Below are 22266 nucleotides of genomic sequence, written 5' to 3' on the forward strand. Positions count from 1 at the left end.
CGATAATCGGAAATCATGAACCTACCTGTCTCCTTACTGGCGCCTTCGGCCCTGTTCACCCCCAGCTGGCATGCCGAGCTGGAACTGGGTTATGCCCGGTTCGGTGACTGCACGCGTCCGGTGCAGCGCCGCCACAAAGGTCCGCTGCGGGTGCAAAAACACCTGTACGCCGAGGGCCCCGAAGTGTGCCAACACATCATCGTCCACCCGCCCGGCGGAATTGCCGGCGGTGATCGGCTGGACATCGCGGCCCACGTCGGCCCCGCTGCGTGGGCGCAGTTGACCAGTCCCGGCGCGGCCAAGTGGTATCGCGCCGCCGGCCCGGCCTATCAGCAACTGAACCTGAGCGTGGCCGCGGGGGCGACCCTGGAATGGCTGCCCCAGGAAACCATCGTCTTCAGCGCCGCCCAGGCCGAACTCAGCACCAGCATCGACCTGCAGGGTGACGGGCGCCTGTTCTACTGGGACATGGTGGCCCTCGGCCGGCCGGCCAGCGGTGAACGATTTGACCTGGGGCACTTCCAGTCGCGGCTGGACATCCGCCGCGACGGGCAGTTGCTCTGGCATGAACGCCAGCGCATTGTGGGCGGTGACGGATTGCTCGACTCGCCCATCGGGCTGGGCGGCGATCCGGTGTTTGCCACGTTGTTGGTGACCGGGGAAATCGATAGTGCGTTGCTGGAACAGTGCCGATCTCTGGGCCATGACGTGCGCGGCGACCTGACTCAATTGCCCGGCCTGATCGTGGCCCGGTGTCTGGCGAGCGAGGCGCTGCTGGCGCGGGGTTGGTTGATTGAATTGTGGCGTTTGCTCAGGCCTGCATTGCTTGGAAGAGAGGCCATGCCGCCCAGAATCTGGAGTACATGAATCTGCTTTCCTGTGGGAGCGAGCTTGCTCGCGATGGCGATGGAACATTCAACATTAATGTCGACTGACACACCGCTATCGCGAGCAAGCTCGCTCCCACAAAGGATCTCCCACAAGGAGATCTGTGTTTACAGCAAGAATTTTTTATCTGCCCTTATGGATTGCACATGGACCTGACCCCACGCGAAAAAGACAAGCTGCTGATCTTCACCGCCGGCCTCGTCGCCGAGCGACGGTTGGCTCGCGGCTTGAAGCTCAACTACCCGGAGGCGATGGCCTATATTTCCGCCGCCCTGCTCGAAGGCGCCCGCGATGGCCAGACCGTGGCCGAGCTGATGCATTACGGCACCACGCTGTTGACCCGCGAACAGGTAATGGAGGGCATCCCGGAAATGATCCCGGAGATCCAGGTCGAGGCGACGTTTCCCGACGGCACCAAACTGGTCACTGTCCACCAGCCGATCGCGTGAGGCCGCACCATGACCTATGACATTCGAGACGCCCGCCACGCCGACTTGCCAGCGATCCGTGACATCTACAACGACGCGGTGCTGAACACCACGGCGATCTGGAACGAACAGGCCGTGGACCTGGGCAATCGCCAGGCATGGTTCAGCGCCCGTCAATCGCAAGGCTATCCGGTGCTGGTGGTGGTCGATGACGAAGATAACGTCCTCGGCTATGCCTCGTTCGGCGACTGGCGACCCTTCGATGGTTTCCGGCACACCGTGGAGCATTCGGTGTACGTACGTGATGACCAACGCGGCAACGGCTTGGGCTCACTGTTGATGACGGCCCTGATCGAGCGCGCCAGGGCGTGCGGCAAACACGTCATGGTCGCGGCCATCGAAAGCGGCAACGCCGCCTCGATTCGCCTGCACGAGCGGGCTGGCTTCATCACCACCGGGCAGATGCCCCAGGTGGGCACCAAGTTCGGCCGTTGGCTGGACCTGACTTTCATGCAGTTGATCCTCAACCCAGGGGCGCTACCGCCTGCCGTCGACAAGGAGTGATGCCTATGAACCCCGCCCAGTTGCGCCGAGTCCACGCCGAGAGCTTTGCGCACTACCGCCAGGGCCTGATTGATCTGTTGCTCGACGCCGTCGGCTATGGCGCCAGCGTGGGGTTCATGGCCGATCTCGATGCGGTCCAGGCACGCGCCTATTTCGATGAGGTTCAGGCCAGTCTCAATCAGGGCCACTTGCTGCTGTGGGTGGTGGTCAAGGATGAACAGGTGCAGGCCAGCGTCCAACTTGCCCTGTGCCAGAAACCCAACGGCCTCAACCGTGCCGAAGTGCAAAAGCTGCTGGTGCGCGGCGAGGCTCGCCGCCGCGGCCTGGGCCAGCAATTGATGAGCGCCCTGGAACTCGGCGCCCGCCAGCACAAGCGCGGCCTGTTGTACCTCGACACGGAGGCTGGTTCCGAGGCCGAGGCATTCTACCGCGCCATGGGCTACACCCGCGTCGGTGAACTGCCCGACTACTGCCAGAGCCCGGACGGGACGTACACCCCGACCGCCATTTACTACAAGACTTTGGGGCAACCGCAATGATTCCAGGCCAATACCAGGTCCAGCCCGGCGACATCGAACTCAACGTCGGTCGCCGCACCCTCACCCTGAACGTCGCCAACAGCGGCGACCGGCCGATCCAGGTCGGCTCGCACTATCACTTTTTCGAAACCAACGACGCCCTGACCTTCGACCGCGCCGCCAGCCGTGGCATGCGCCTGAACATTCCGGCCGGCACCGCGGTGCGCTTCGAACCGGGCCAGAGCCGCGAGGTGGAACTGGTGGATTTGGCGGGGCATCGCCGGGTGTTCGGGTTTGCCGGGCGGGTGATGGGCGACCTTTAAGCCATAGGGTGCCAGCACCGGCCCCATCGCGAGCAGGCTCGCTCCCACAGGGGAATGCGATCAACTGTGGGAGCGAGCCTGCTCGCGATGAGTGAGCGAAGCGAACGGTTTCCACATTCAATTGAATTCCAAGGCAAGCACATGAAGATTTCGAGACAAGCCTACGCCGACATGTTCGGCCCCACCGTCGGCGACAAGGTCCGCCTGGCCGACACCGAACTGTGGATCGAAGTGGAAAAGGACTTCACCACCTATGGCGAAGAAGTGAAATTCGGCGGCGGCAAGGTGATTCGCGACGGCATGGGCCAGAGCCAGCTGCTGGCCGCCGAGGTCGTCGACACGCTGATCACCAACGCGCTGATCATCGATCACTGGGGCATCGTCAAGGCCGATGTCGGTCTCAAGGACGGGCGCATCAAAGCCATCGGCAAGGCCGGTAACCCGGACATCCAGCCCGATGTGACCATCGCCATTGGCGCCAGCACCGAAGTGATCGCCGGTGAGGGCATGATCCTCACCGCCGGCGGTATCGACACCCACATTCACTTCATCTGCCCGCAGCAGATCGAAGAAGCCTTGATGAGTGGCGTGACCACCATGATCGGCGGCGGTACGGGCCCGGCCACCGGGACCAATGCCACCACCTGCACCTCCGGGCCGTGGCACCTGGCGCGCATGCTCCAGGCCGCCGACGCTTTCCCAATGAACATCGGCTTCACCGGCAAGGGCAACGCCAGCCTGCCAGAGCCGTTGATCGAGCAAGTCAAGGCCGGTGCCATCGGCCTGAAGCTGCACGAAGACTGGGGCACCACGCCGGCAGCCATCGACAACTGCCTGAGCGTGGCCGATCAGTACGACGTGCAGGTGGCGATCCATACCGACACCCTCAACGAATCGGGTTTCGTGGAAACCACCCTGGCCGCGTTCAAGGGCCGCACCATCCACACCTATCACACCGAAGGCGCCGGTGGCGGCCATGCGCCAGACATCATCAAGGCCTGCGGCTTTGCCAATGTGTTGCCCAGCTCCACCAACCCGACCCGGCCATTCACCCGCAACACCATCGACGAACACCTGGACATGCTGATGGTCTGCCATCACCTGGACCCGAGCATCGCCGAAGACGTGGCCTTCGCTGAAAGCCGCATCCGTCGTGAAACCATCGCCGCCGAAGACATCCTCCACGACCTGGGCGCGTTCTCGATGATCAGTTCCGACAGCCAGGCCATGGGCCGCGTCGGTGAAGTCATCACCCGCACCTGGCAGACCGCCGACAAGATGAAAAAGCAACGCGGCGCCCTGCCCGGCGATGGCGAAGGCAACGACAATTTCCGCATCAAGCGCTACATCGCCAAGTACACCATCAACCCGGCGATCACCCATGGCATCAGCCATGAAGTGGGCTCCATCGAAGTGGGCAAGTGGGCCGACCTGGTGCTGTGGCGCCCGGCGTTCTTCGGCGTCAAGCCGACCCTGATCCTCAAGGGCGGGGCGATTGCCGCCAGCCTGATGGGCGACGCCAACGCCTCGATCCCGACACCGCAACCGGTGCACTACCGACCGATGTTCGCAAGCTTCGGCGGCTCGCGGCACGCCACCAGCCTGACGTTCATCAGTCAGGCCGCCGCCGAGGCGGGGCTGCCCGAACAGCTTGGACTAAAGAAGAGAATTGCCGTGGTCAAAGGCTGCCGGAATGTGCAGAAAACCGACCTGATCCACAACGACTACCTGCCGAACATCGATGTCGATCCACAGACCTACCAGGTCAAGGCCGATGGGGTGTTGTTGTGGTGTGAACCGGCTGATGTGCTGCCGATGGCGCAGCGCTATTTTCTGTTTTGAATGGAGTGAGGACCTGAGAGCAAGACTTGTGGGAGCAAAGCTTGCTCGCGATACAGGTGCCTCAACTCTTGAGAACCGAGTTGAATTCATCGCGGGCAAGCCTTGCTCCCACAGGTTGGCGCTTGTTCATTGAGCGTTTTTTACTCCACCAACCGCCCCAACCGCTGCTTGAGCATGCGGTTTTCGCTGCGCAGTTGCTGCACTTCTTCCAGCAGGTCCAGCGCCAGGGCGACACCTTCCCATTCCAGTTCCAGCTCGCGGCGCAGCTTGGCCGCACGCCGGGCCAAGACCAGTTCGTAATCGGTGAAGCGCCAATCCGCCGGGGCCGCGCCATGGGGTTCGAGAATGCCATGCTCGACGATTTCGATCACATGGACATCCGCCAACGCAGCGGCCTCGCAAAATTCCATCAGGTTCAGTTCAATGATCGGGTTGTTCATGGTCTGCTTCTCCCAATGCTTTAACTGTCGAGTCTAGCGCCTCAAAACAGTCAGAAATTCTCCCGCGGATCGAACGCAGCCTTCTTCGCCAGCTCCGCCCACAACGCCTTGACTGCCTCGTCGCTGGCCTTGGGCATCACGGCCTTGAGCTGTACGAACAGGTAACCGCGCTCGCCGGCCTTGTTGCGCAGGCCGTGGCCCTTGGCGCGCATGCGCTGGCCATTCTGGCTGCCGGCCGGAACCTTGAGGTTGATCTTGCCCGTGAGGGTCGGCACCGCCACTTCAGTGCCCAGTGCCAATTCCCACGGCGCCAGGGGCAACGTGATGATCAGATCCTGGCCTTCGACGTCGAACTTGGGGTGCGGGGCAAAACGAATGGTCAGGTACAAATCGCCATTGGCACCGCCGCCAATACCCGGCGCACCCTGGCCCTTGAGGCGGATGCGTTCGCCGTCGGTCACGCCCAGGGGAATCTTCACGTTCAGGCTTTTGCTGGTATTGCTGACGTGCTGGCCGGCGGCGTTGTACTGCGGCACCTGGAAGCTGACCTTCTTCGATTCGCTCGACAGGGTCTCTTCCAGGAAAATCGGTAGTTCCATTTCCACGTCTTGCCCTCGACGGCCGGTGCTGCGGCCTGACTGTCCGCCACCGAAACCCGGCCCGCGATTACCAAAAATCGAGCTGAAGAAATCCGAAAAATCGCCGGTGTCCTGTCCACCGCCAAAGCCGCCCCGGCTTTGCCAGCCCGGCGGTCCCTGGAAAGGCTGGCCGTGCTGGCCATAGCGACGCAGGTCATCGTACTCGGCGCGTTTATCGGCGCTCTTCAGCGCTTCATAGGCTTCGGAGACGTCCTTGAATTTGGTCTCGGCATCCTTTTCCTTACTCACATCCGGGTGGTATTTGCGGGCCAGTTTGCGATAAGCAGCCTTGATCGTGGCGTCATCAGCCGTCGGCTCCACACCCAGAATCTTGTAATAGTCTTTGAAGTCCATCGAAGGATCACCATCCGTTATCGATATCGCACCGCCACCCGCAGCATGCTCGTGATACAAGTCCTGGGGTTTGACCGATCTCAAGGTTTGTGACCGGGCGGCGCTTCAGAAGTTTATCGGCAGCCGGTGGCGGTTCTTGTACTCGCCTTGTGGCTGCCAGGCCCATGCCAGCAAGTTTGGGGGTGCGACGCTGTCTTTCAAGGCCAGAGTTTACGAATTAGCAGATAACCGGCCTTCGAATCCGTGCCGCACTGACATACACTGCGCGGCCGTTTTTTCAACTGGAATCCGAAAGACATGAAAAACGCATCTCCGGCCCGTGCCTGCGGCATCGACTTTGGCACGTCCAACTCCACTGTCGGCTGGCTGCGCCCCGGCATGGAAACGCTGATTGCGCTGGAGGACGACAAGATCACCCTGCCCTCGGTGGTCTTTTTCAATCTCGAGGAACGCCGCCCGGTGTATGGCCGCCTGGCCCTGCACGAGTACCTGGAAGGCTACGAAGGCCGGCTGATGCGCTCGCTCAAGAGCCTGCTGGGGTCCAAGCTGATCAAGCACGACACCAGCGTGCTGGGCACGGCCATGCCGTTCAAGGATCTTTTGGGACTGTTCATCGGCCAGTTGAAGAAGCGCGCTGAGGCCACCGCCGGTCGGGAATTCGAAGAAGTGGTACTGGGTCGCCCGGTATTTTTCGTCGACGACGATGAAATGGCCGATCAGGAAGCGGAGAACACCTTGGTGGACGTGGCCCGCGCCATCGGCTTCAAGGAAGTCTCGTTCCAGTATGAGCCCATCGCGGCGGCCTTCGACTATGAGTCGACCATCGAGAGGGAAGAGCTGGTACTGATCGTCGACATCGGTGGCGGTACTTCGGACTTCTCCCTGGTACGCCTGTCGCCCGAGCGGCGCACCCATGACAACCGTCACGCCGACATCCTCGCCACCGGTGGCGTGCACATCGGCGGCACCGACTTCGACAAGCAGCTCTCGCTGGCCGGCCTGATGCCGCTGTTCGGCTACGGCAGCCGCATGAAAAGCGGCGCCTACATGCCCACCAGCCACCACATGAACCTGGCGACCTGGCACACCATCAACGCGGTGTACTCGCAGAAATCCACCCTGGCTCTGGGCAGCATGCGCTACGACATCGAAGACACCGGCGGCATCGACCGGTTGTTCAAGTTGATCGAACAGCGCGCGGGGCACTGGCTGGCGATGGAAGTGGAAGAAACCAAGATCCAGCTGACCCACTCCGACCAGCGCCATTTGCTCCTGGACCGGATCGAGGCAGGCCTGAGCGTGGACCTGAGCCGGGAACTGTTCGAATCGGCCATCGACGGCCTGCTGGAGCGGGTGCGCGGCAGCGTCACGCAATTGCTCAACGATGCCAACGTACGCGTCGATCAGGTGGATACGGTGTTCTTTACCGGTGGCTCCAGCGGCATCCCGGCACTGCGCAACAGCGTCTCGGCGATGCTCCCCCTGGCCCGGCATGTGGAAGGCAATATCTTCGGCAGTATCGGCAGCGGGCTGGCGATCGAGGCGATGAAGCGTTACGGCACGCAGGTCTGATTCAAGTTCTGCGGCGCATCTATCGCGAGCAGGCTCGCTCCCACATTGAACCGCATTCCCTCTGAAGGAACTCGCTCAACGGTGGGAGCGAGCCTGCTCGCGATGGCGTCAGAACAGGCGACGCCGATCAGATCAAACCATCCCCACCTGCTTCAACTCACTCTTCAAGTAAGCATAATAAATCGGCCCCGCCACCACGCCCGGCAGGCCGAACGCGGCTTCGAACACCAGCATCGCCATGAGCAATTCCCAGGACTTGGCGCTGATCTGCCCACCGACGATGCGGGCATTGAGGAAGTATTCGAGCTTGTGGATCACGATCAGGTAACCCAGCGCCGCCATTGCCACCCAGATCGACAGCGACAAGGCGACGATGGTGATCAGGGTGTTGGACATCAGGTTGCCAATGACCGGCAGCAGCCCCAACAGGAACGTCATGACGATCAGGGTCTTGGTCAGCGGCAGGTGGATGCCGAACAGCGGCAGCACCACCGCCAGGAAAATCCCGGTGAAGAAGGTGTTGAGCAGGGAAATCTTGATCTGGGCGAACACAATGTTGCGGAACGCCTTGACCAACAGGCTCAGACGGTCGAACAGCGCCGCCGCCAGGGGCTTGCGCTTGGTCAGGTCGGGGATGCGCTGCAGGGCGACGATAGCCCCCAGGACCATGCCGATCAACAACGTCACGAACATGTGGGCCGCATCCTTGCCCACCAACTGCAGCTCGCTCAGGTGCTTGCTCATCCAGTCGCCAATGGCCACCCGAAACTCGGCCGCGCTGGCCGGCAGGTAGGCGTCGATGAACGGTGGCAACTGCCCCCGGGCGCGGTCGACCACCGTCATGAACATGTCCAGGGATGCGCCAGGGTTTTCCGCCTCATGGAGCAGGAAACTGAAGGCCCCGGCGAAAATCAACGACAGCACACTGACCACCAGCGTGCCCAGCAGCGCCACCGCCAACCAGCGGGCCCGCCGGCCCTCGATCAGCCGTTGCAACTGCGGGGTGAGCATGTTGACCAGCTCGAACACCAGCAAACCGGCCAAAAGGCTCGGCAACAGGCGCAGTGGCAGCACCAGCAACAACCCACCAAAAATGATCACCCAACTGATCACCAACAAGACATGACGCTGAGAAAACGTTGGCATACAGCCTCAGAACAAAACGGCGTGAAAGGATCGGCAGTCTGCCAGCGTTCCACCAACAGCACTAGGGATTGTATCGGCTGACCTCGATCACAGTGCAGGTGTTTTTTGTAGCGCCTTTGCCGGCCCCATCGCGAGCAGGCTCGCTCCCACAATGGACCGGGCAGTGCAAATCAACTGTGGAAGCGAGCCTGCTCGCGATGAGGCCTTCACCGTCTGAAAAAATCCCGGCGGTTATTTTTTCTTCAGACACTCACTCATGAACGCTTTACGCGCATCGCCTTTCAGTGCCTGGGTCGTGGCCGTGGCGTTGCAGGTTTTCATGCGTTCCTGCGGGGTGCTGGCATCGACGGGGGTGGCCTTGAGGCAGTTGCTCATGAAGGCTTTGCGCTCGTCGCCCTTGAGGGCCTTGGCGGTGGCGTCGGCATTGCAGGTGGTCATCTTGTTCTGTTGGGCCGTGGCGGCGAAACCCTGGGAAGACAGCAGCAACCCGATCACCAACAAAGGAACACGCAGCATCTTCATGATGTTTTCTCCTGGCTGCCGCACGATGGGTACGGCGATGAGGTGCAGTGTAGACAACGCCTGTTACACCTTCATCTGCGCGAATTTCCGTGCCTGATTGACCGTCATCGCGAGCAGGCTCGCTCCCACAGTTGACCGCACTCCGCCAGAAGAAACCCAATCCGAATGTGGGAGCGAGCCTGCTCGCGATGACGGACAACCCGACCTGAAGCCCTACACGCCGGCAGCCTTCAACCGCTGCGCATGCTCGACGAACAAGCGAACCGGCTCGGCGCCCTTGCCCACCAGCCCCAGCGACTGGTTGATGATATCGAAGTGATCCAGCGGATAGTCATCGCCGATCACCGTGCCCAAATGCGAGCTGTAACGCCCGACCATGCCGTCGCACTGCCCGGCCTCACGCACGAAAGTGCGGGCGAACAGCCGGCAGCTCCGGTGGGTGCCATCAAACAGGTTACGCCCCCTGTTGGTCTTGCCTGGCTGCAAGGTTCCGGACCAGGAGTAATAACGCACGCCATTGACCACTTCCGGTCCGTTCCCGCCCCACGTTTCCGGCAGGCCCTGGGGATACTGCTGGTTGAACAGGGCCACGCCCGCGGTAGTGAGAGAGGCGTGGGACGCCTGGATATCCACCGGCAACCGGGGCCCGCGATAACCGGTTTCCAGCAGGCTCATCAGGGCGCCGATCAACCGCAGCAAAGCACTGAGCAGGCGACCCTTGGCGCTGTTGGCCGGGTAATGGGCCTGCAGGTAATCAGCCAGCTCGGACCCATGGTTGGTGCCGGCCACCGAAGTGACCGATGCCACCAGGTCCGGGCGCTTGGCCGCCGCGTAGCGTGCCGTGAGGGCGCCCTGGCTGTGGCCGATCAGGTTGACCTTCTGCGCACCGGTTTGCGTGAGGATCTCCTCGATCCGCGCGAGCAACTGCTCGCCGCGCACCTCGGATGAGTGCAGCGGTGACACCTGCACAGCAACCACCACTGCCCCACCCCGGCGCAACGCCGAGACGATCCCGTACCAATACGGATACAGCACCAGACGAATGAACCCGAGCATTCCGGGGACCAGCACCAGCGGGTAACGAGTGGCGCACTGTTGTGACATGGCGACATCCTTGATCAATAGGTGGTCAGCATCGGTATCGATGATGACCAGTCTATGACACCCGCGCCATCAGAACGTCTGCGCCAACCCCAGCAAGCGTTGCTCGGCCTCGGCACAGGATTGGGCGAAACTGCGCTCAGCCGACTCCTCACCTTCGGCGGCAACCACCGTCACATCGGTGATACCGATAAAACCCAGCACGGTGCGCAGCAGCGTGTCGGCGTGGTTCATCCCTTCAAGCTGACCACCCGGCCCGAAACCGAAGTCGCCACGACTGGTCACGATCAGCGCTTTCTTGCCCAGTACCAGCGGTTCGTACTGCGACACACCGTTATCCAGGCTGTGGTTGAACGTCAGCCCGATCCGCACGATCTGGTCGATCCAGGCTTTTACACCGCTGGGCACGCTGAAGTTGTGCATGGGCGCGGAGATGACCAACCGATCATGGGCCTGCAATTCCGTCACCAATGCATCACTGAGTGCCAGATCCGCCTGCATGGTCAACGGTCGGGCTTGCGGTTCGGGGTAGAACGCCGCCGCGATGAACGCTTCGTTGACCGGAGGAATCACGGTGCGCCCCACTTCGCGCCGGCTCAACTGGGAGTGCGGATGGGCCGCCTGCCAGGCCGAGACAAAGCTTTCGGTCAAGCGTCGGGAGTGAGAACGCTCGCCACGAGGGCTGCCATGCACGACAAGAATTTTGCTCATCTGAATCTCCTTGGGTTGCGACTACAATCAATAGAACCTTTCGGCTTAAAGCTTGATGTCCAACGCGGTAGCCGGGCAAATGAGGGCTCGTCACGCAAGATGAGTTAATTTCACCCATGGCACTTCAGGAGATCAGTAATGTTTGCCACGCTGCCCCTCAACGCACTGCGGGCCTTTGAGTCTGCCGCACGGCTGCTCAGCTTCAAGGCTGCGGCGGCGGAGCTGTCGGTGACACCCACAGCGGTTTCCCATCAGATCCGCGCCCTGGAAACCTGGCTAGGTGTGCAGCTGTTCGAACGCCAGCCGCGCCAGGTGCGGCTCACCGACGGCGGCCAACGCTTGTTCCACAGCCTGCACGGGGCCCTGCTGGAAGTGGCGCAAAGCGTCGACACCCTGCGCCCGCAACGCACCAACACTCACCTGACACTGTCCACCACCGCAGCGTTTGCCACCCTGTGGCTGGTGCCGCGCCTGGGCCGGTTTTATGCGCGTCATCCGAATATCAACGTGCGCCTGGACACCCACTGCGAAGTGGTCGATCTGCATCAGGACGCCAGCGTCGATCTGGTGGTGCGCTACAGCCTGGACAGCTACCCGAACCTGTACGGCCTGTGCCTTTTCGATGAACACTTCGGCGTGTACGGCTCGCCGGAACAAGTGGCCCTGGCCGCGCAGAGGCAGCCCACGCTGATCAGCGTGCGCTGGCACAATTCCAAACTGTATGCCCATGGCTGGGAAGCCTGGTGCGCTCAGGCCGGCGAAACCTGGCTGGCCCGGCAACCTTGCATGCGCGAGTACGATGAGGAGCATTACGCCCTGCAAGCGGCGATAGCCGGGCAAGGCCTGGTACTGGCGAGCAACATCCTCGCTTCCGAAAGCCTCGCCAGTGGCCTGTTGGTGGCTTATCGGCCGCAGATTCAGGTCAACGGCGCTGGCTACAGTGCCCTGTGCGTTCCAGGCCGTGAACGCCATCCGCCGGTGCGGGCATTCTTCCAGTGGCTGGAGGAAGAGGCGCGGCAGTCCGCTCATGCACTGAAAAATTCGGTAAAACTTTTCGAGGATCGCGTCACTCAGATTTAGAGCGATCACGCCAACAGAGCGTGACGCCCTACCGGATCAGCCTCCAGGAGAATGCTATGAGTGACATGCACCTATCCGATGTAACCACCCTGCGCGAACGGGCACGGCAGAACGTGCAGAACGGCGCGGTGACCGAGGGCTACAGCGCCGATCGACCGGAAGTCATTCGCCTGCTCAATGAAGCGCTAGCCACGGAGCTGGTGTGCGTGCTGCGCTACAAGCGCCACTACTTCATGGCCACCGGCCTCAAGGCCAGCGTGGCGGCCAGCGAGTTTCTCGAACACGCCAACCAGGAAGCCGAACACGCCGACAAGCTCGCTGAGCGCATTGTGCAGTTGGGCGGCGAGCCGGAGTTCAACCCCGACCTGTTAACCCGTAACTCCCACGCCCAGTACGTGGCGGGGAACACCCTCAAGGAAATGGTCTACGAAGACCTGGTCGCCGAACGGATCGCCATCGACAGCTACCGGGAAATCATCCAGTACATCGGCGAAAAGGACCCGACCACCCGGCGAATCTTCGAAGACATCCTGGCTCAGGAAGAAGAGCATGCCGATGACATGGCCGACATCCTGGCCGATTTGTAATACCGCTATCGCGAGCAGGCTCGCTCCCCCATTGAATCGTGTCCTGTCGCGGTCGATGTGGGAGCGAGCCTACTCGCGATGGGGCCAGTAACCTCACCGCAAAGCCTGGCTAGCGGGTTGGTTTGACCGTCACCGGTGCCTTGCCGGCCTTCATCTGCTCCAGCAACGGCGCACACTGGTTCGGCTCGCCACCGCTGGGCGCAACCAGGGCCAACAACCCGGCCGCCGGCGCGGCAATGACGCCCAGCGCCACCATCCCGGCCCCACGCAGCATCAACGGCACGGCCTTGACGCCCGCCGCGGGCTTGGCGAAGGTGCCGCGCACGTACAAGGGCGAGCGCAGGGAAATCAAGCGCCAGCCCTTGGACTCCGGAGTGATGGTCAGGTCCAGTTGTTCGGTGGCCATGTTCGCCGTGCCATCGACATAAATGATCGCGTTCGCCGTGTCGAACACGAACAGGCGAGTGGTCGCCAGGCCGGTCTTGATGTCGAAGTCCGCCGCCGCGCAGTTGATCTTCACTTCCTCGTCGCCAAAGATTTTCCCCACCACATAGTTACCGACGTTCAGCCCCGCCAGTTCCATCAGCTCCCGACTGATGGCGCCGTCGTTGATGAGCATTTTCAACGTGCCGTTGGAGGTGCCCAGCAACGCCGCCACCGAATTGCCACGGCCGGTGATATCGGCATCGCCGTTCAGCTCACCGAAGCTGGTTTTCATCGGCGCGAAACCGGGGAACAACTCCTTGAGCTTGAAACCCCGCGCCGTCAGCTTCGCCTGTCCCTCAAGGGGCCGGGTGCGGCCGTTGAGGCGGATCTGCGCGTCGAGCCGGCCACCGGCCACACCGAAGCGCAGGGGCTCAAGGCTTAGTTGGCCGTCGTTGAGCACCAGATGCGTGTAAAGGTCGGTGAACGGTAACTGCTCACTGTGGACGATTCGTTTGCCAGTGAACTCCACATCGGCATCCATCACGCCCCAGCGCTCGGTACGAAACTCTTCCACGGGCAGCACTTTGTCGGACGGCTGTTTGCTCGCGCCGCCTCGGGCCTTTTGTTCGGCGTTGGAATCGGCGCCGATCAGGGGGGCCAGGTCGCTGAACAACAGTTGATTGGACACCAGCGCGCCACTGAGTTTTGGCCGCGGCTGGCTGGCAACGTAGGCCAGGTCACCGTGAATATCGCTATCGCCGATCTTGCCGTTGAAGGCCTCATAACGAAACAGTGCCCCGCCGGGCTCGTGGAGTTTGGCGATCAGGCGGCCATCGGTGGAATAGGGCGGCGAATCCGGCAGGGTCACGCCGGTCAGCGGATAAAGATTGGCCAGGCTGTTCCCGGCCAGCTTCAAGCGCAGATCCAGCGCCCCCAGGTTCATCGGGTCGGTCAGCGTGCCGGCCAGTTCGACACGGGTATCACCGATCTTCGCCTGAGCCTGCAACGGAAAAGGTTGCGAGGCATCCTGCAGAGCCAACAGGCCACCGACCTTGCCGGAGCCTGCCAGGTTCTGCCCGTGGTACTGGCCGTTGACCTTGAAGGCAAACGCATAATCCTGGGGAGCCGCACCTGCGTCCCGGGCTTTTTTCGCAGCATTGTCGCCGACGATATCGCTGAACGGGATGGGTTTGCCCAACGGGTCGATCAACAGGTCCAGGCGGGTTTTCAGCGTCTGGTCATCAATAGTGACATGGCCTTTGTCAAAGCCGATGGTACCAATGTCCACGACCCAGCTGGACGGCTCGGCGTCGGGGTCTTTCGGATCGAACTCGAACGTCCAGTTGGCGCGACCATCGGCCAGGCGTTGCAGGTTGGCGTCGGGCTCGGTCAGGTCGATGCGGGGAATTGCCACTCGCCGGGCCAGCAAGGCCAGGGGCGAAATGCGTAATTCGACGCGCTTGAGCGTGACCATTTGCGCAGTTTTCGACCAGTCCGGGTTGCCCAGGCTCAAGTCTTCGGCCACCACATGGGGCCACGGCACCCAGGCCCGCCAGCCGCCTTCCAGCGGTTCGCGCTGCCAGACCACCGCCAGGTTGCCATTGATGGCGAACGGGCGATGCAACTCTTCGGAAACCTTGGCATTGAGCGGCGGCTTTATCCGGTTCCAATCGAAGAACGCGATGACCAGCACCAATACGGCCAGCAGGAAAACAAGGCTGGCGAAGGTCCAGGCGAAGATTTTTGAGGTGCGCGTCATGCACAAGGCTCCTGATGACAAATCTGCGTCCGGACGGCGACGCCTTGGAAACACGAGCCTGTAATCGGCTCGTTGTGAAGAGTAGGACTGGCGATACGGCCAACTGGTTTAACACTTTGGGCGACGGGCGGTACAAAAAACTGAAAAAATCCTGACCAAACCGCCAACTACCTGTTACCGCCCCCGCACTTTTGCGTGGCATCAATGGGTACAAAATACCCACTGCGGTGCAAAACCACGCCTCGCAAAGGCCCGTTCTAGAGCCTTTCCACAGAACAATCAATTCCGTTGATTATTACCATTGCCTTTATGAACTTTTATATCGACTTATCGAGAGTAGCATTGCCTCCGTACCCACTTTATCGCCCTCCCAAGGAGCAATGATCATGAAACGCCAATTACTGATGAGCCTCACCCTTTCAATGCTGGCCTCCACTGCTTTCGCACTGCCAGCCTCCGAACAAGCCACGCCGCAGGTTAAAGACAGCCGTTCGGTCTATAGCCAGACCGTTGCTGAAGATGGCTTCGACCAGACCCGTCAAGGTCAGGAAGTGGCTGAAGGCGGCTACGAACGTACCCCTCAAGGTCAAGAAGTAGCTGAAGGCGGCTACGAACGTACCCCTCAAGGTCAAGAAGTAGCCGAAGGCGGCTACGAACGTACCCCTCAGGGCCAGGAAGTGGCTGAAGGTGGCTACGAACGTACCCCTCAGGGTCAGGAAGTCGCTGAAGGTGGCCGTGACCGCCTGGAAGAAAAAGGCCTGGTTGAAGGTGGCTACGAGCGCACCCCACAGGGCGCCATTGCCGAAGGTGGTGGTGACCGTGTGATCGAACGCAACAGCGCAGTGAGCTGAGCCCATGGTGGCCTGGAAAAAAGCCCGATTCCTGCAATCGGGCTTTTGACTTTCCGAGAACCTCGTTTTCCCCGCTATATCCCCCTCTACCGTTCGACGTCGGCAAAGCCGATTTGCTAGAGTGCGTCGCTTCCGTGAATCAGAAGTCAGCCCTGCGATGCTGCCCCGCGCCGAACAGAAACAACAGACCCGCAATGCCTTGATGGATGCAGCCCGTCATTTGATGGAGTGCGGCCGAGGGTTCGGCAGCCTGAGCCTGCGCGAAGTCGCCAGGACCGCCGGCATCGTACCCACCGGGTTCTACCGGCATTTCGACGACATGGACCAACTGGGCCTGGCTCTGGTCAGCGAAGTCGGTCAGACCTTTCGCGAAACGATCCGGCTGGTACGCCACAACGAATTCGTCATGGGCGGCATCATTGATGCCTCCGTGCGTATTTTCCTCGACGTGGTCCAAGCCAACCGTTCGCAATTCCTGTTTTTGGCCCGTGAGCAATACGGCGGCTCGCTGCCCGTGCGCAAGGCCATCGCCTGTCTGCGTGAAGGCATCAGCTCGGACCTGGCCGCCGACCTGGCATTGATGCCCAAGTTGCAGCACCTGGACCTTGCCGCTTTGAGCGTAATGGCCGACCTGATCGTCAAAAGCGTGTTCGCCACCCTGCCTGACATTATCGACCCACCCGCTCACGCTCTCCCCGAACACCTCACGCCCCAGGCGAAGATTACCCAGCAACTGCGGTTCATCTTTATTGGCCTCAAACATTGGCAAGGGCTGGGCAGTACCGAGTAGCCACCGAGACGTTTCCTTTGTGGGAGCGAGCCTGCTCGCGATAGCGGTGGGTCAGTCAGCGTTGATTTTCTGATGCACTGATATCGCGAGCAGGCTCGCTCCCACAGTGTTTCGCGAAAGCTGCAAAATGGTGCGCGATATCGACAAGCGCACCATAACGGCACGCAATCCGCCCCATCCTGAAACGCCGTCCCAGCTATTTCCTACACCTTCTTCGATTGGCAAGCCCCTTGCTCTAAACACAGCACCGTTCATTGCTGGAAGCACTCCGATGCTGGTGATTCACCGCAGAATCGACACTCAACCCCGCTGGGACGCCGAGCTGCACCTGACCTTCGACGCCCGCAGCAAAAGCCGCCTGCGCTGTTTCAGTGCCGAGGGTGAAGATGTGGGGTTGTTCCTTGAGCGAGGTCAGCCGCCGTTATACGACGGCGAATGCCTGCAAGCTGAAGACGGACGCATCGTGCGCGTCTGCGCCCGCCCCGAACAATTGCTGCATGTCACCTGCGCCAATGCATTTGAACTGACCCGCGCGGCCTATCACCTGGGCAATCGCCATGTCGCCCTGCAAGTGGGCGATGGCTGGCTGCGCCTGCTGGACGATTACGTGCTCAAGGCGATGCTCGAGCAACTGGGTGCCAGTGCCGAAAACATAGAGGCTCCGTTCCAACCGGAACACGGCGCGTATGGCGGCGGCCATCATCATTCCCGACACGGCGACGAAGATTTCAACTACGCGCCACGCCTGCATCAGTTCGGCGTACGCACATGAACCCGGCGTGGGCGCTGCTGCGTCTGGCCAGCCCGCAATTGCCGATCGGCGGCTACAGCTATTCCCAGGGATTGGAGATGGCAGTGGATAACGGCCAGGTCAAAACCTGCGACGACGCCCGTCGCTGGATCAGCGATCAGTTGCTGTTGAACCTGGCACGCTTCGAGGCGCCTTTGCTACTGGCCCACTGCACCGCCGCCGCCGCCGACGACTGGGACGCCTTGCTGCAACACTGCGAGGAACACCGCGCCAGCCGGGAAACCCGCGAGCTGCATCAGGAAAGTCGGCAGATGGGTTATTCGTTGCAGCAGTTGCTGGGCGGCCTGCCGGAACTCGATGCCGCGGCACGGCGCTTTCTTGAACAACGTACTGAACCGCACCTGGCCCTGGGCTGGGCCTTGGCCGCCCGCGCCTGGAACATCAGCCCCCAGGACGCCCTGGCCGCCTGGTTATGGAGCTGGCTGGAAAACCAGTTGGCCGTCCTGATGAAGACCCTGCCCCTGGGCCAGCAAGCCGCCCAGCGCCTGACCAGCGAACTGCTGCCACTGCTGCAACAGGCTCAACACAACGCCTCGAACATTGATCCCGACCATTACGGCAGCGCCACGTTTGGCCTGTCCCTGGCGTGCATGGCCCATGAGCGCCAGTACAGCCGCCTGTTCCGTTCCTAGGAGACCCTCATGAATACACAACCTCTGCGCGTCGGTATCGGCGGCCCGGTAGGCTCCGGCAAAACCGCCCTGACCCTGGCCCTGTGCCTGGCCCTGCGTGAACGCTACAACCTGGCGGTGGTCACCAACGACATCTACACCCGTGAAGATGCCGATTTTCTGGTGCGTAACGAAGCCTTGGCGCCGGAGCGGATCATCGGCGTGGAAACCGGCGGTTGCCCGCACACGGCGATCCGCGAAGACGCCTCGATCAACCTTGAGGCCGTGGATCAATTGAACCGACGGTTTCCGGGGCTGGATCTGATCCTGGTGGAATCGGGCGGCGATAACCTTTCGGCGACCTTCAGCCCAGAGCTGTCGGACCTGACCATTTATGTGATCGATGTCTCGGCCGGCGACAAGCTGCCGCGCAAAGGCGGACCGGGCATCTGTAAATCCGACCTGCTGGTGATCAACAAGATCGACCTGGCGCCACTGGTGGGTGCGTCCCTGGAAATGATGGACAGCGACACCCGTCGGATGCGCAACGGCAAGCCGTTCGTGTTCAGCAACCAGAAAACCGGCCAGGGCCTGGAGCAGATCATCGCCTTCATCGAACGCCAGGGCCTGCTGACCGCCGCCTGATTTTTCAACTTCAACTGTTCACACGCTCAACAAGGAAGCTTATCCATGACATTCAAACGCCTGCTTGGCGCCCTCGCCCTGTTGCTGACCCCGGCCTTGGCCTTTGCTCACCCTGGCCATGGCGATAACGGCCTGATGGCCGGCCTCGGTCACCCCATCGGCGGGCTGGATCATCTGCTGGCCATGCTGGCGGTCGGCTTGTGGGCCGCCCAACAACAAGGCGCGGCGCGCTGGGCGCTGCCGTGCACCTTCGTCGTCAGCATGCTGATCGGCGGTTTGCTGGGCTTTGAAGGCCTGGACCTGCCTGCGCTGGAAAGCGGGATTGCCGCCTCGGTGCTGGCCTTGGGCCTGGCGGTGGCACTGGCGGTGCGCCCGCCGCTGAGCCTGGCGATTGGCGCGACGGCGGTGTTCGCGCTGTTCCATGGCGTGGCCCATGGTCTGGAACTGCCGGACATGACAAGCCCTTGGGCTTATGCGGCCGGTTTTGTCGCGGCGACGGCGGCGTTGCATGGCGCAGGCTACGCCGTGGTTCGCGTCTTGCCGCAAGCGGCCGCCCCTCTGGTGCGTCTGGCCGGAGCGGGTTCGGCGGCGGCTGGAGTGTGGTTGTTGGCGGGTTGATTTTCAGCACCCATCAAGGCTAATCGCGAGCAGGCTCGCTCCCACAGGGTATGGCATACGCCAATAAATGTGGGAGCGAGCCTGCTCGCGATGACGGACTGGAAGGCCTCGCCTCTCTCGAACTTGCCACTCTGCTACCATGTCGCGCAATCACCCCTCCAGCCGTGACGACGTCCACCAATGCCCGATGCTTCCCGCCCCGCTCCTGCACCTGAACTGACTGCCCTGTTCGCCACGGTACGTCAGCACTTTCACGACGTGATCGTGCCGATGTGGCAAGGCCCGGGATGGAATGCCGAGCTGGCGCTGCCCTATGAATCCCTCGATACCCGGCACAAGCCGCTCGAGCCCCAGCGCTACCGGGCGATGGCCTGTGCGCGACAGCTATACGTGTTCGCCAGCCTGATCGGCGAAGCGCCACAGGCCGAAGAACGGGCTGGCGCACTGTTCCGCTCCCTGCAGCGGCACTTCCATGATGGCGAACATGGTGGCTGGTTCTACAGCATTGACCCCCAAGGCGTACCGCTGGACACCGGCAAAGACCTTTACACCCACGCTTTCATCCTGTTTGCCTGCGCCCATTACTGGAGCAAGGTTCGCGAGCCGCTGGTGGAGTCGGTACTCAACGCGGCCCTGGAAGTCATCGCCCGGCGCTTTGCGACCGGAGACGGCCTTTACGAGGCCAGCCTGGGACGCGATTGGTCGACCCGCGCATCCGGCCCGCTGCAAAACCCGTTGATGCACCTGGCCGAAGCCTTCCTCGCCACCCTCTCGGTTCGCGACGACATCAACGTGCGCCAGGCATTGCTGGCCCTGTGCGATGCCATGTTCAAGCACTTCATCGACCCGCAGCAGCGCGTCATGATGGAGAAACCGGTCAAGGCTGTGGATAACTGGTTTGAGCCAGGCCATCAGTTCGAGTGGTATTACTTGCTGGCCTCATCGCCCTTGTTGCGCGGCGGCAAGTTGCACACAGCCCTTGATAGCAGCTTCAGCCGTACCGAACAGCAAGGCGTGAGCCCGCAGTCCGGCGCGGTGTGCGCCATGCTGAGCCTGGGATCACAGGTACCGCGGGACGCCACCCAGCGCATCTGGGCTCAGGCGGAATATTTGCGGGCACTGACATTACGCCCGGGCAATCAGGGCGCATTGCTGCATCAACTACGGGCGTTGCAGCAGCACTTCCTGCATGCCAAAGGCTGGAACGAATGCCTGGACGCCGACGGCACTGTCAGCCGCCAGGACATGCCATCGACCACGCCGTATCACCTACTGACCTGCTACCGCGGGCTGGCTGATTATCTGGCCTGACCGGTAAATCGCTATCGCGGGCAAGCCTTGCTCCCACAGACATTTGGCCGACCTTGCCCCATAGATGAGTCAACTCTTTGGGAGCAAGGCTTGCCCGCGATGAACGATAACGCGGTCTTACGCCTTGTTGCGCTCAATGGCAAACCCGGCCCAGGTCTGGCTCACAGGCATCAATTCCAGGCTGTTGATATTGATGTGGGCCGGAGTGTTGAGCACCCAGAAAATGGTGTCGGCGATATCCTGCGGCTGGATCGGCTCGGCCCCGGCATAGGTCGCGTTGTAGCGTTCCTGGTCACCCGCAAAGCGCACCAGGGAAAACTCGCTCTCGCACAGACCCGGCTCAATGTTGCTTACCCGCACGCCAGTGCCTTGCAGATCGCAACGCAGGTTCAGGGAGAACTGTTTGACGAACGCCTTGCTCGCCCCGTACACGTGGCTGCCAGGGTACGGATAGTTGCCGGCGATGGACCCCAGGTTGACGATCCCGGCACCACGGCCATGAGCGATCAGCCGCGGCAACAGCAGGCGGGTGCTGTAGATCAAACCTTTCACGTTGGTATCGACCATCGTGTCCCAGTCATCGAGGTCGCACTTGGGCGCAGGATCAACGCCCAGCGCCAGACCGGCGTTGTTGATCAAGCCCCGCAATTTGGCGAAGGACGGTGGCAGGTTGGCGATCGCCTCCTCCATGGCTGTGCGGTCACGCACATCAAGCACCAGACCATGGACTTCAGTCTGCTTCGACAACTCGGCGCACAGGGCAGTGAGGCGTTCTTCACGACGACCGGTCAGCACCAGTTTCCAGCCTGCTTCGGCAAAACGACGGGCACAGGCTTCACCGAAACCGGACGTTGCGCCGGTAATAAACAGGGTGTTGGACATCGTGTTCTCCTTGGGGCTCAAAACGGCCAATGAATGGAAATCGGCCCACAGCATGCCCGGCCTGGCACAGCATGGGCAAGACTTCTGGAAGCGAGGTTTCATTCGAGCATTGCTCATAAAACAACCAATCGGCGCCAGGCCTTATGAAACAAGGGCCACAGGCGGTTGCCCGCACCTTATCCACAGGCGGGTCCACAGCAATCGGGGGCAAGTGCAAACTCCCCAAGCCGCTGTGCATAAGGCTTTGCGAGGGATTTGGAAAATTTTTTCCCTTGACCCTGCAATGCAGGTTGTGCAGATCGACTTATCTGCTATAAGCCGACAGTAAAAAGAACGATGGCTTCAAGCCAGCAAATTCGGCCCTCAGCGCGGTCTTTCCAGAGTTTAATCACAGACTTATCCACAGGCTTGCGCACAGATTTCCAAGCCTTTGGCGACCCTCATAAAAGTGTTGACAACCCTCGTACCCGCTTGACCGAAAACCCCTGATCAAAAAACAACCACACGCCTGAAAGCCACGTATTCAGAGGCTTGCAGCCAGCTACTCCCACGTTACCCACAGCCGGTTCCACAGCAAACGGGGACAAGTCAAAACCGTGACAAAACAACTGTTTGCGGCGACTTTATGTCGCGGTTTCGCAGGGGCTCAGGATTGTTGTCCACAATTCTCGGGCACAGCGCCAAACCCTGTGGGAGCGAGCCTGCTCGCGATAGGGTCATGTCCGATATAAAGAGGTTGGATGGTCCGGCGCCATCGCGAGCAGGCTCGCCCCCACAAGGGGAATGGTGGTGGCTTTGAAAGATAAAAAAACCGGCGATTCAATCGCCGGTTTTTTCATGGCTGGCCT

General features: G+C 61.3%; 24 protein-coding genes. 16 read left to right on the forward strand and 8 right to left on the reverse strand.

What is annotated here, in order from left to right; genetic code table 11:
- The first annotated feature begins 15 nt into the window (after window positions 1-15).
- The 6 genes from HQ912_RS25490 (at window position 16) to ureC (ending at window position 4563) form a co-directional block, all read left to right on the forward strand.
- Window positions 16-867: an urease accessory protein UreD gene (locus HQ912_RS25490; protein WP_047227361.1), complete on the forward strand. Its 852-nt coding sequence runs from the start codon at window positions 16-18 to the stop codon at window positions 865-867.
- 167 nt (window positions 868-1034) lie between these two features.
- Window positions 1035-1337: an urease subunit gamma gene (gene ureA / locus HQ912_RS25495; protein WP_047227360.1), complete on the forward strand. Its 303-nt coding sequence runs from the start codon at window positions 1035-1037 to the stop codon at window positions 1335-1337.
- A gap of 9 nt (window positions 1338-1346) precedes the next feature.
- Complete coding sequence (locus HQ912_RS25500) at window positions 1347-1880, forward strand: GNAT family N-acetyltransferase (protein ID WP_047227359.1); 534 nt, start codon at window positions 1347-1349, stop codon at window positions 1878-1880.
- Window positions 1881-1885: 5 nt separating this feature from the next.
- On the forward strand, window positions 1886-2419 hold the full coding sequence (locus tag HQ912_RS25505) for a GNAT family N-acetyltransferase (protein WP_003197345.1): 534 nt from the start codon (window positions 1886-1888) through the stop codon (window positions 2417-2419).
- On the forward strand, window positions 2416-2721 hold the full coding sequence (locus HQ912_RS25510) for an urease subunit beta (RefSeq protein ID WP_014336352.1): 306 nt from the start codon (window positions 2416-2418) through the stop codon (window positions 2719-2721). The genes HQ912_RS25505 and HQ912_RS25510 overlap by 4 nt, the downstream gene beginning before the upstream one ends.
- A 141-nt stretch (window positions 2722-2862) precedes the next feature.
- On the forward strand, window positions 2863-4563 hold the full coding sequence (ureC, locus tag HQ912_RS25515) for an urease subunit alpha (RefSeq protein WP_047227358.1): 1701 nt from the start codon (window positions 2863-2865) through the stop codon (window positions 4561-4563).
- Window positions 4564-4703: 140 nt separating this feature from the next.
- On the opposite strand, the gene HQ912_RS25520 is transcribed toward ureC, so the two are convergent.
- Both HQ912_RS25520 and HQ912_RS25525 read right to left on the reverse strand, forming a co-directional pair.
- On the reverse strand, window positions 4704-5003 hold the full coding sequence (locus HQ912_RS25520; RefSeq protein ID WP_047227357.1) for a chaperone modulator CbpM: 300 nt from the start codon (window positions 5001-5003) through the stop codon (window positions 4704-4706).
- Window positions 5004-5053: 50 nt separating this feature from the next.
- A complete protein-coding gene (locus HQ912_RS25525) occupies window positions 5054-5995 on the reverse strand; it encodes a DnaJ C-terminal domain-containing protein (RefSeq protein WP_047227356.1) in 942 nt (313 codons plus the stop codon).
- A 297-nt stretch (window positions 5996-6292) separates the two neighbouring features.
- Here HQ912_RS25525 and HQ912_RS25530 point away from each other — a divergent pair, with 297 nt between their 5' ends.
- A complete protein-coding gene (locus tag HQ912_RS25530; RefSeq protein WP_076382874.1) occupies window positions 6293-7567 on the forward strand; it encodes an Hsp70 family protein in 1275 nt (424 codons plus the stop codon).
- 132 nt (window positions 7568-7699) lie between these two features.
- Here HQ912_RS25530 and HQ912_RS25535 read toward each other — a convergent pair whose 3' ends face one another.
- From HQ912_RS25535 to HQ912_RS25550, 4 genes are all read right to left on the reverse strand, one after another.
- Window positions 7700-8713 carry an AI-2E family transporter gene (locus tag HQ912_RS25535; RefSeq protein WP_047227354.1) on the reverse strand — a complete coding sequence of 338 codons (1014 nt, stop codon included), beginning with the start codon at window positions 8711-8713 and terminating at the stop codon, window positions 7700-7702.
- A 231-nt stretch (window positions 8714-8944) separates the two neighbouring features.
- A complete protein-coding gene (locus HQ912_RS25540) occupies window positions 8945-9235 on the reverse strand; it encodes a PsiF family protein (RefSeq protein ID WP_047227353.1) in 291 nt (96 codons plus the stop codon).
- Between the two features lie 213 nt (window positions 9236-9448).
- Window positions 9449-10339, reverse strand: coding sequence for an esterase/lipase family protein (locus HQ912_RS25545; protein WP_047227352.1), 891 nt, complete (start codon window positions 10337-10339; stop codon window positions 9449-9451).
- A gap of 69 nt (window positions 10340-10408) precedes the next feature.
- Window positions 10409-11047 (reverse strand): FMN-dependent NADH-azoreductase, encoded by a 639-nt coding sequence (locus tag HQ912_RS25550; RefSeq protein WP_047227351.1) that lies wholly within the window; start codon window positions 11045-11047, stop codon window positions 10409-10411.
- A gap of 138 nt (window positions 11048-11185) precedes the next feature.
- On the opposite strand from HQ912_RS25550, the gene HQ912_RS25555 reads away from it, so the two are divergent.
- Both HQ912_RS25555 and HQ912_RS25560 read left to right on the forward strand, forming a co-directional pair.
- On the forward strand, window positions 11186-12127 hold the full coding sequence (locus HQ912_RS25555) for a LysR substrate-binding domain-containing protein (RefSeq protein WP_047227350.1): 942 nt from the start codon (window positions 11186-11188) through the stop codon (window positions 12125-12127).
- 56 nt (window positions 12128-12183) lie between these two features.
- A complete protein-coding gene (locus HQ912_RS25560) occupies window positions 12184-12714 on the forward strand; it encodes a bacterioferritin (protein ID WP_047227349.1) in 531 nt (176 codons plus the stop codon).
- Window positions 12715-12823: 109 nt separating this feature from the next.
- Here HQ912_RS25560 and HQ912_RS25565 read toward each other — a convergent pair whose 3' ends face one another.
- A complete protein-coding gene (locus tag HQ912_RS25565) occupies window positions 12824-14899 on the reverse strand; it encodes an AsmA family protein (RefSeq protein WP_076382880.1) in 2076 nt (691 codons plus the stop codon).
- A gap of 386 nt (window positions 14900-15285) precedes the next feature.
- On the opposite strand from HQ912_RS25565, the gene HQ912_RS25570 reads away from it, so the two are divergent.
- The 7 genes from HQ912_RS25570 (at window position 15286) to HQ912_RS25600 (ending at window position 20536) form a co-directional block, all read left to right on the forward strand.
- Window positions 15286-15750: a hypothetical protein gene (locus tag HQ912_RS25570; RefSeq protein ID WP_047227347.1), complete on the forward strand. Its 465-nt coding sequence runs from the start codon at window positions 15286-15288 to the stop codon at window positions 15748-15750.
- A 157-nt stretch (window positions 15751-15907) separates the two neighbouring features.
- Window positions 15908-16540: a TetR family transcriptional regulator gene (locus HQ912_RS25575; protein WP_047227346.1), complete on the forward strand. Its 633-nt coding sequence runs from the start codon at window positions 15908-15910 to the stop codon at window positions 16538-16540.
- A gap of 271 nt (window positions 16541-16811) precedes the next feature.
- Window positions 16812-17312: an urease accessory protein UreE gene (gene ureE / locus HQ912_RS25580; protein WP_047227345.1), complete on the forward strand. Its 501-nt coding sequence runs from the start codon at window positions 16812-16814 to the stop codon at window positions 17310-17312.
- Complete coding sequence (locus HQ912_RS25585) at window positions 17309-17983, forward strand: urease accessory protein UreF (protein WP_076382884.1); 675 nt, start codon at window positions 17309-17311, stop codon at window positions 17981-17983. Before ureE ends, HQ912_RS25585 begins: the two co-directional genes overlap by 4 nt.
- 9 nt (window positions 17984-17992) lie before the next feature.
- Window positions 17993-18607, forward strand: a complete 615-nt coding sequence (gene ureG, locus HQ912_RS25590; RefSeq protein ID WP_047227343.1) for an urease accessory protein UreG — start codon at window positions 17993-17995, stop codon at window positions 18605-18607.
- Between the two features lie 45 nt (window positions 18608-18652).
- The gene (locus tag HQ912_RS25595) at window positions 18653-19225 is read left to right on the forward strand and encodes a HupE/UreJ family protein (protein ID WP_047227342.1); all 573 of its coding nucleotides are present in this window, start codon (window positions 18653-18655) and stop codon (window positions 19223-19225) included.
- A gap of 180 nt (window positions 19226-19405) precedes the next feature.
- Window positions 19406-20536, forward strand: a complete 1131-nt coding sequence (locus HQ912_RS25600) for an AGE family epimerase/isomerase (protein WP_047227341.1) — start codon at window positions 19406-19408, stop codon at window positions 20534-20536.
- A gap of 117 nt (window positions 20537-20653) precedes the next feature.
- Here HQ912_RS25600 and HQ912_RS25605 read toward each other — a convergent pair whose 3' ends face one another.
- Window positions 20654-21418, reverse strand: coding sequence for an SDR family oxidoreductase (locus HQ912_RS25605; protein WP_047227340.1), 765 nt, complete (start codon window positions 21416-21418; stop codon window positions 20654-20656).
- Between the last annotated feature and the right edge of the window lie 848 nt (window positions 21419-22266).

The organism is Pseudomonas sp. MPDS (genome assembly GCF_013283895.1).
Lineage (GTDB): Bacteria > Pseudomonadota > Gammaproteobacteria > Pseudomonadales > Pseudomonadaceae > Aquipseudomonas > Aquipseudomonas rhizophila.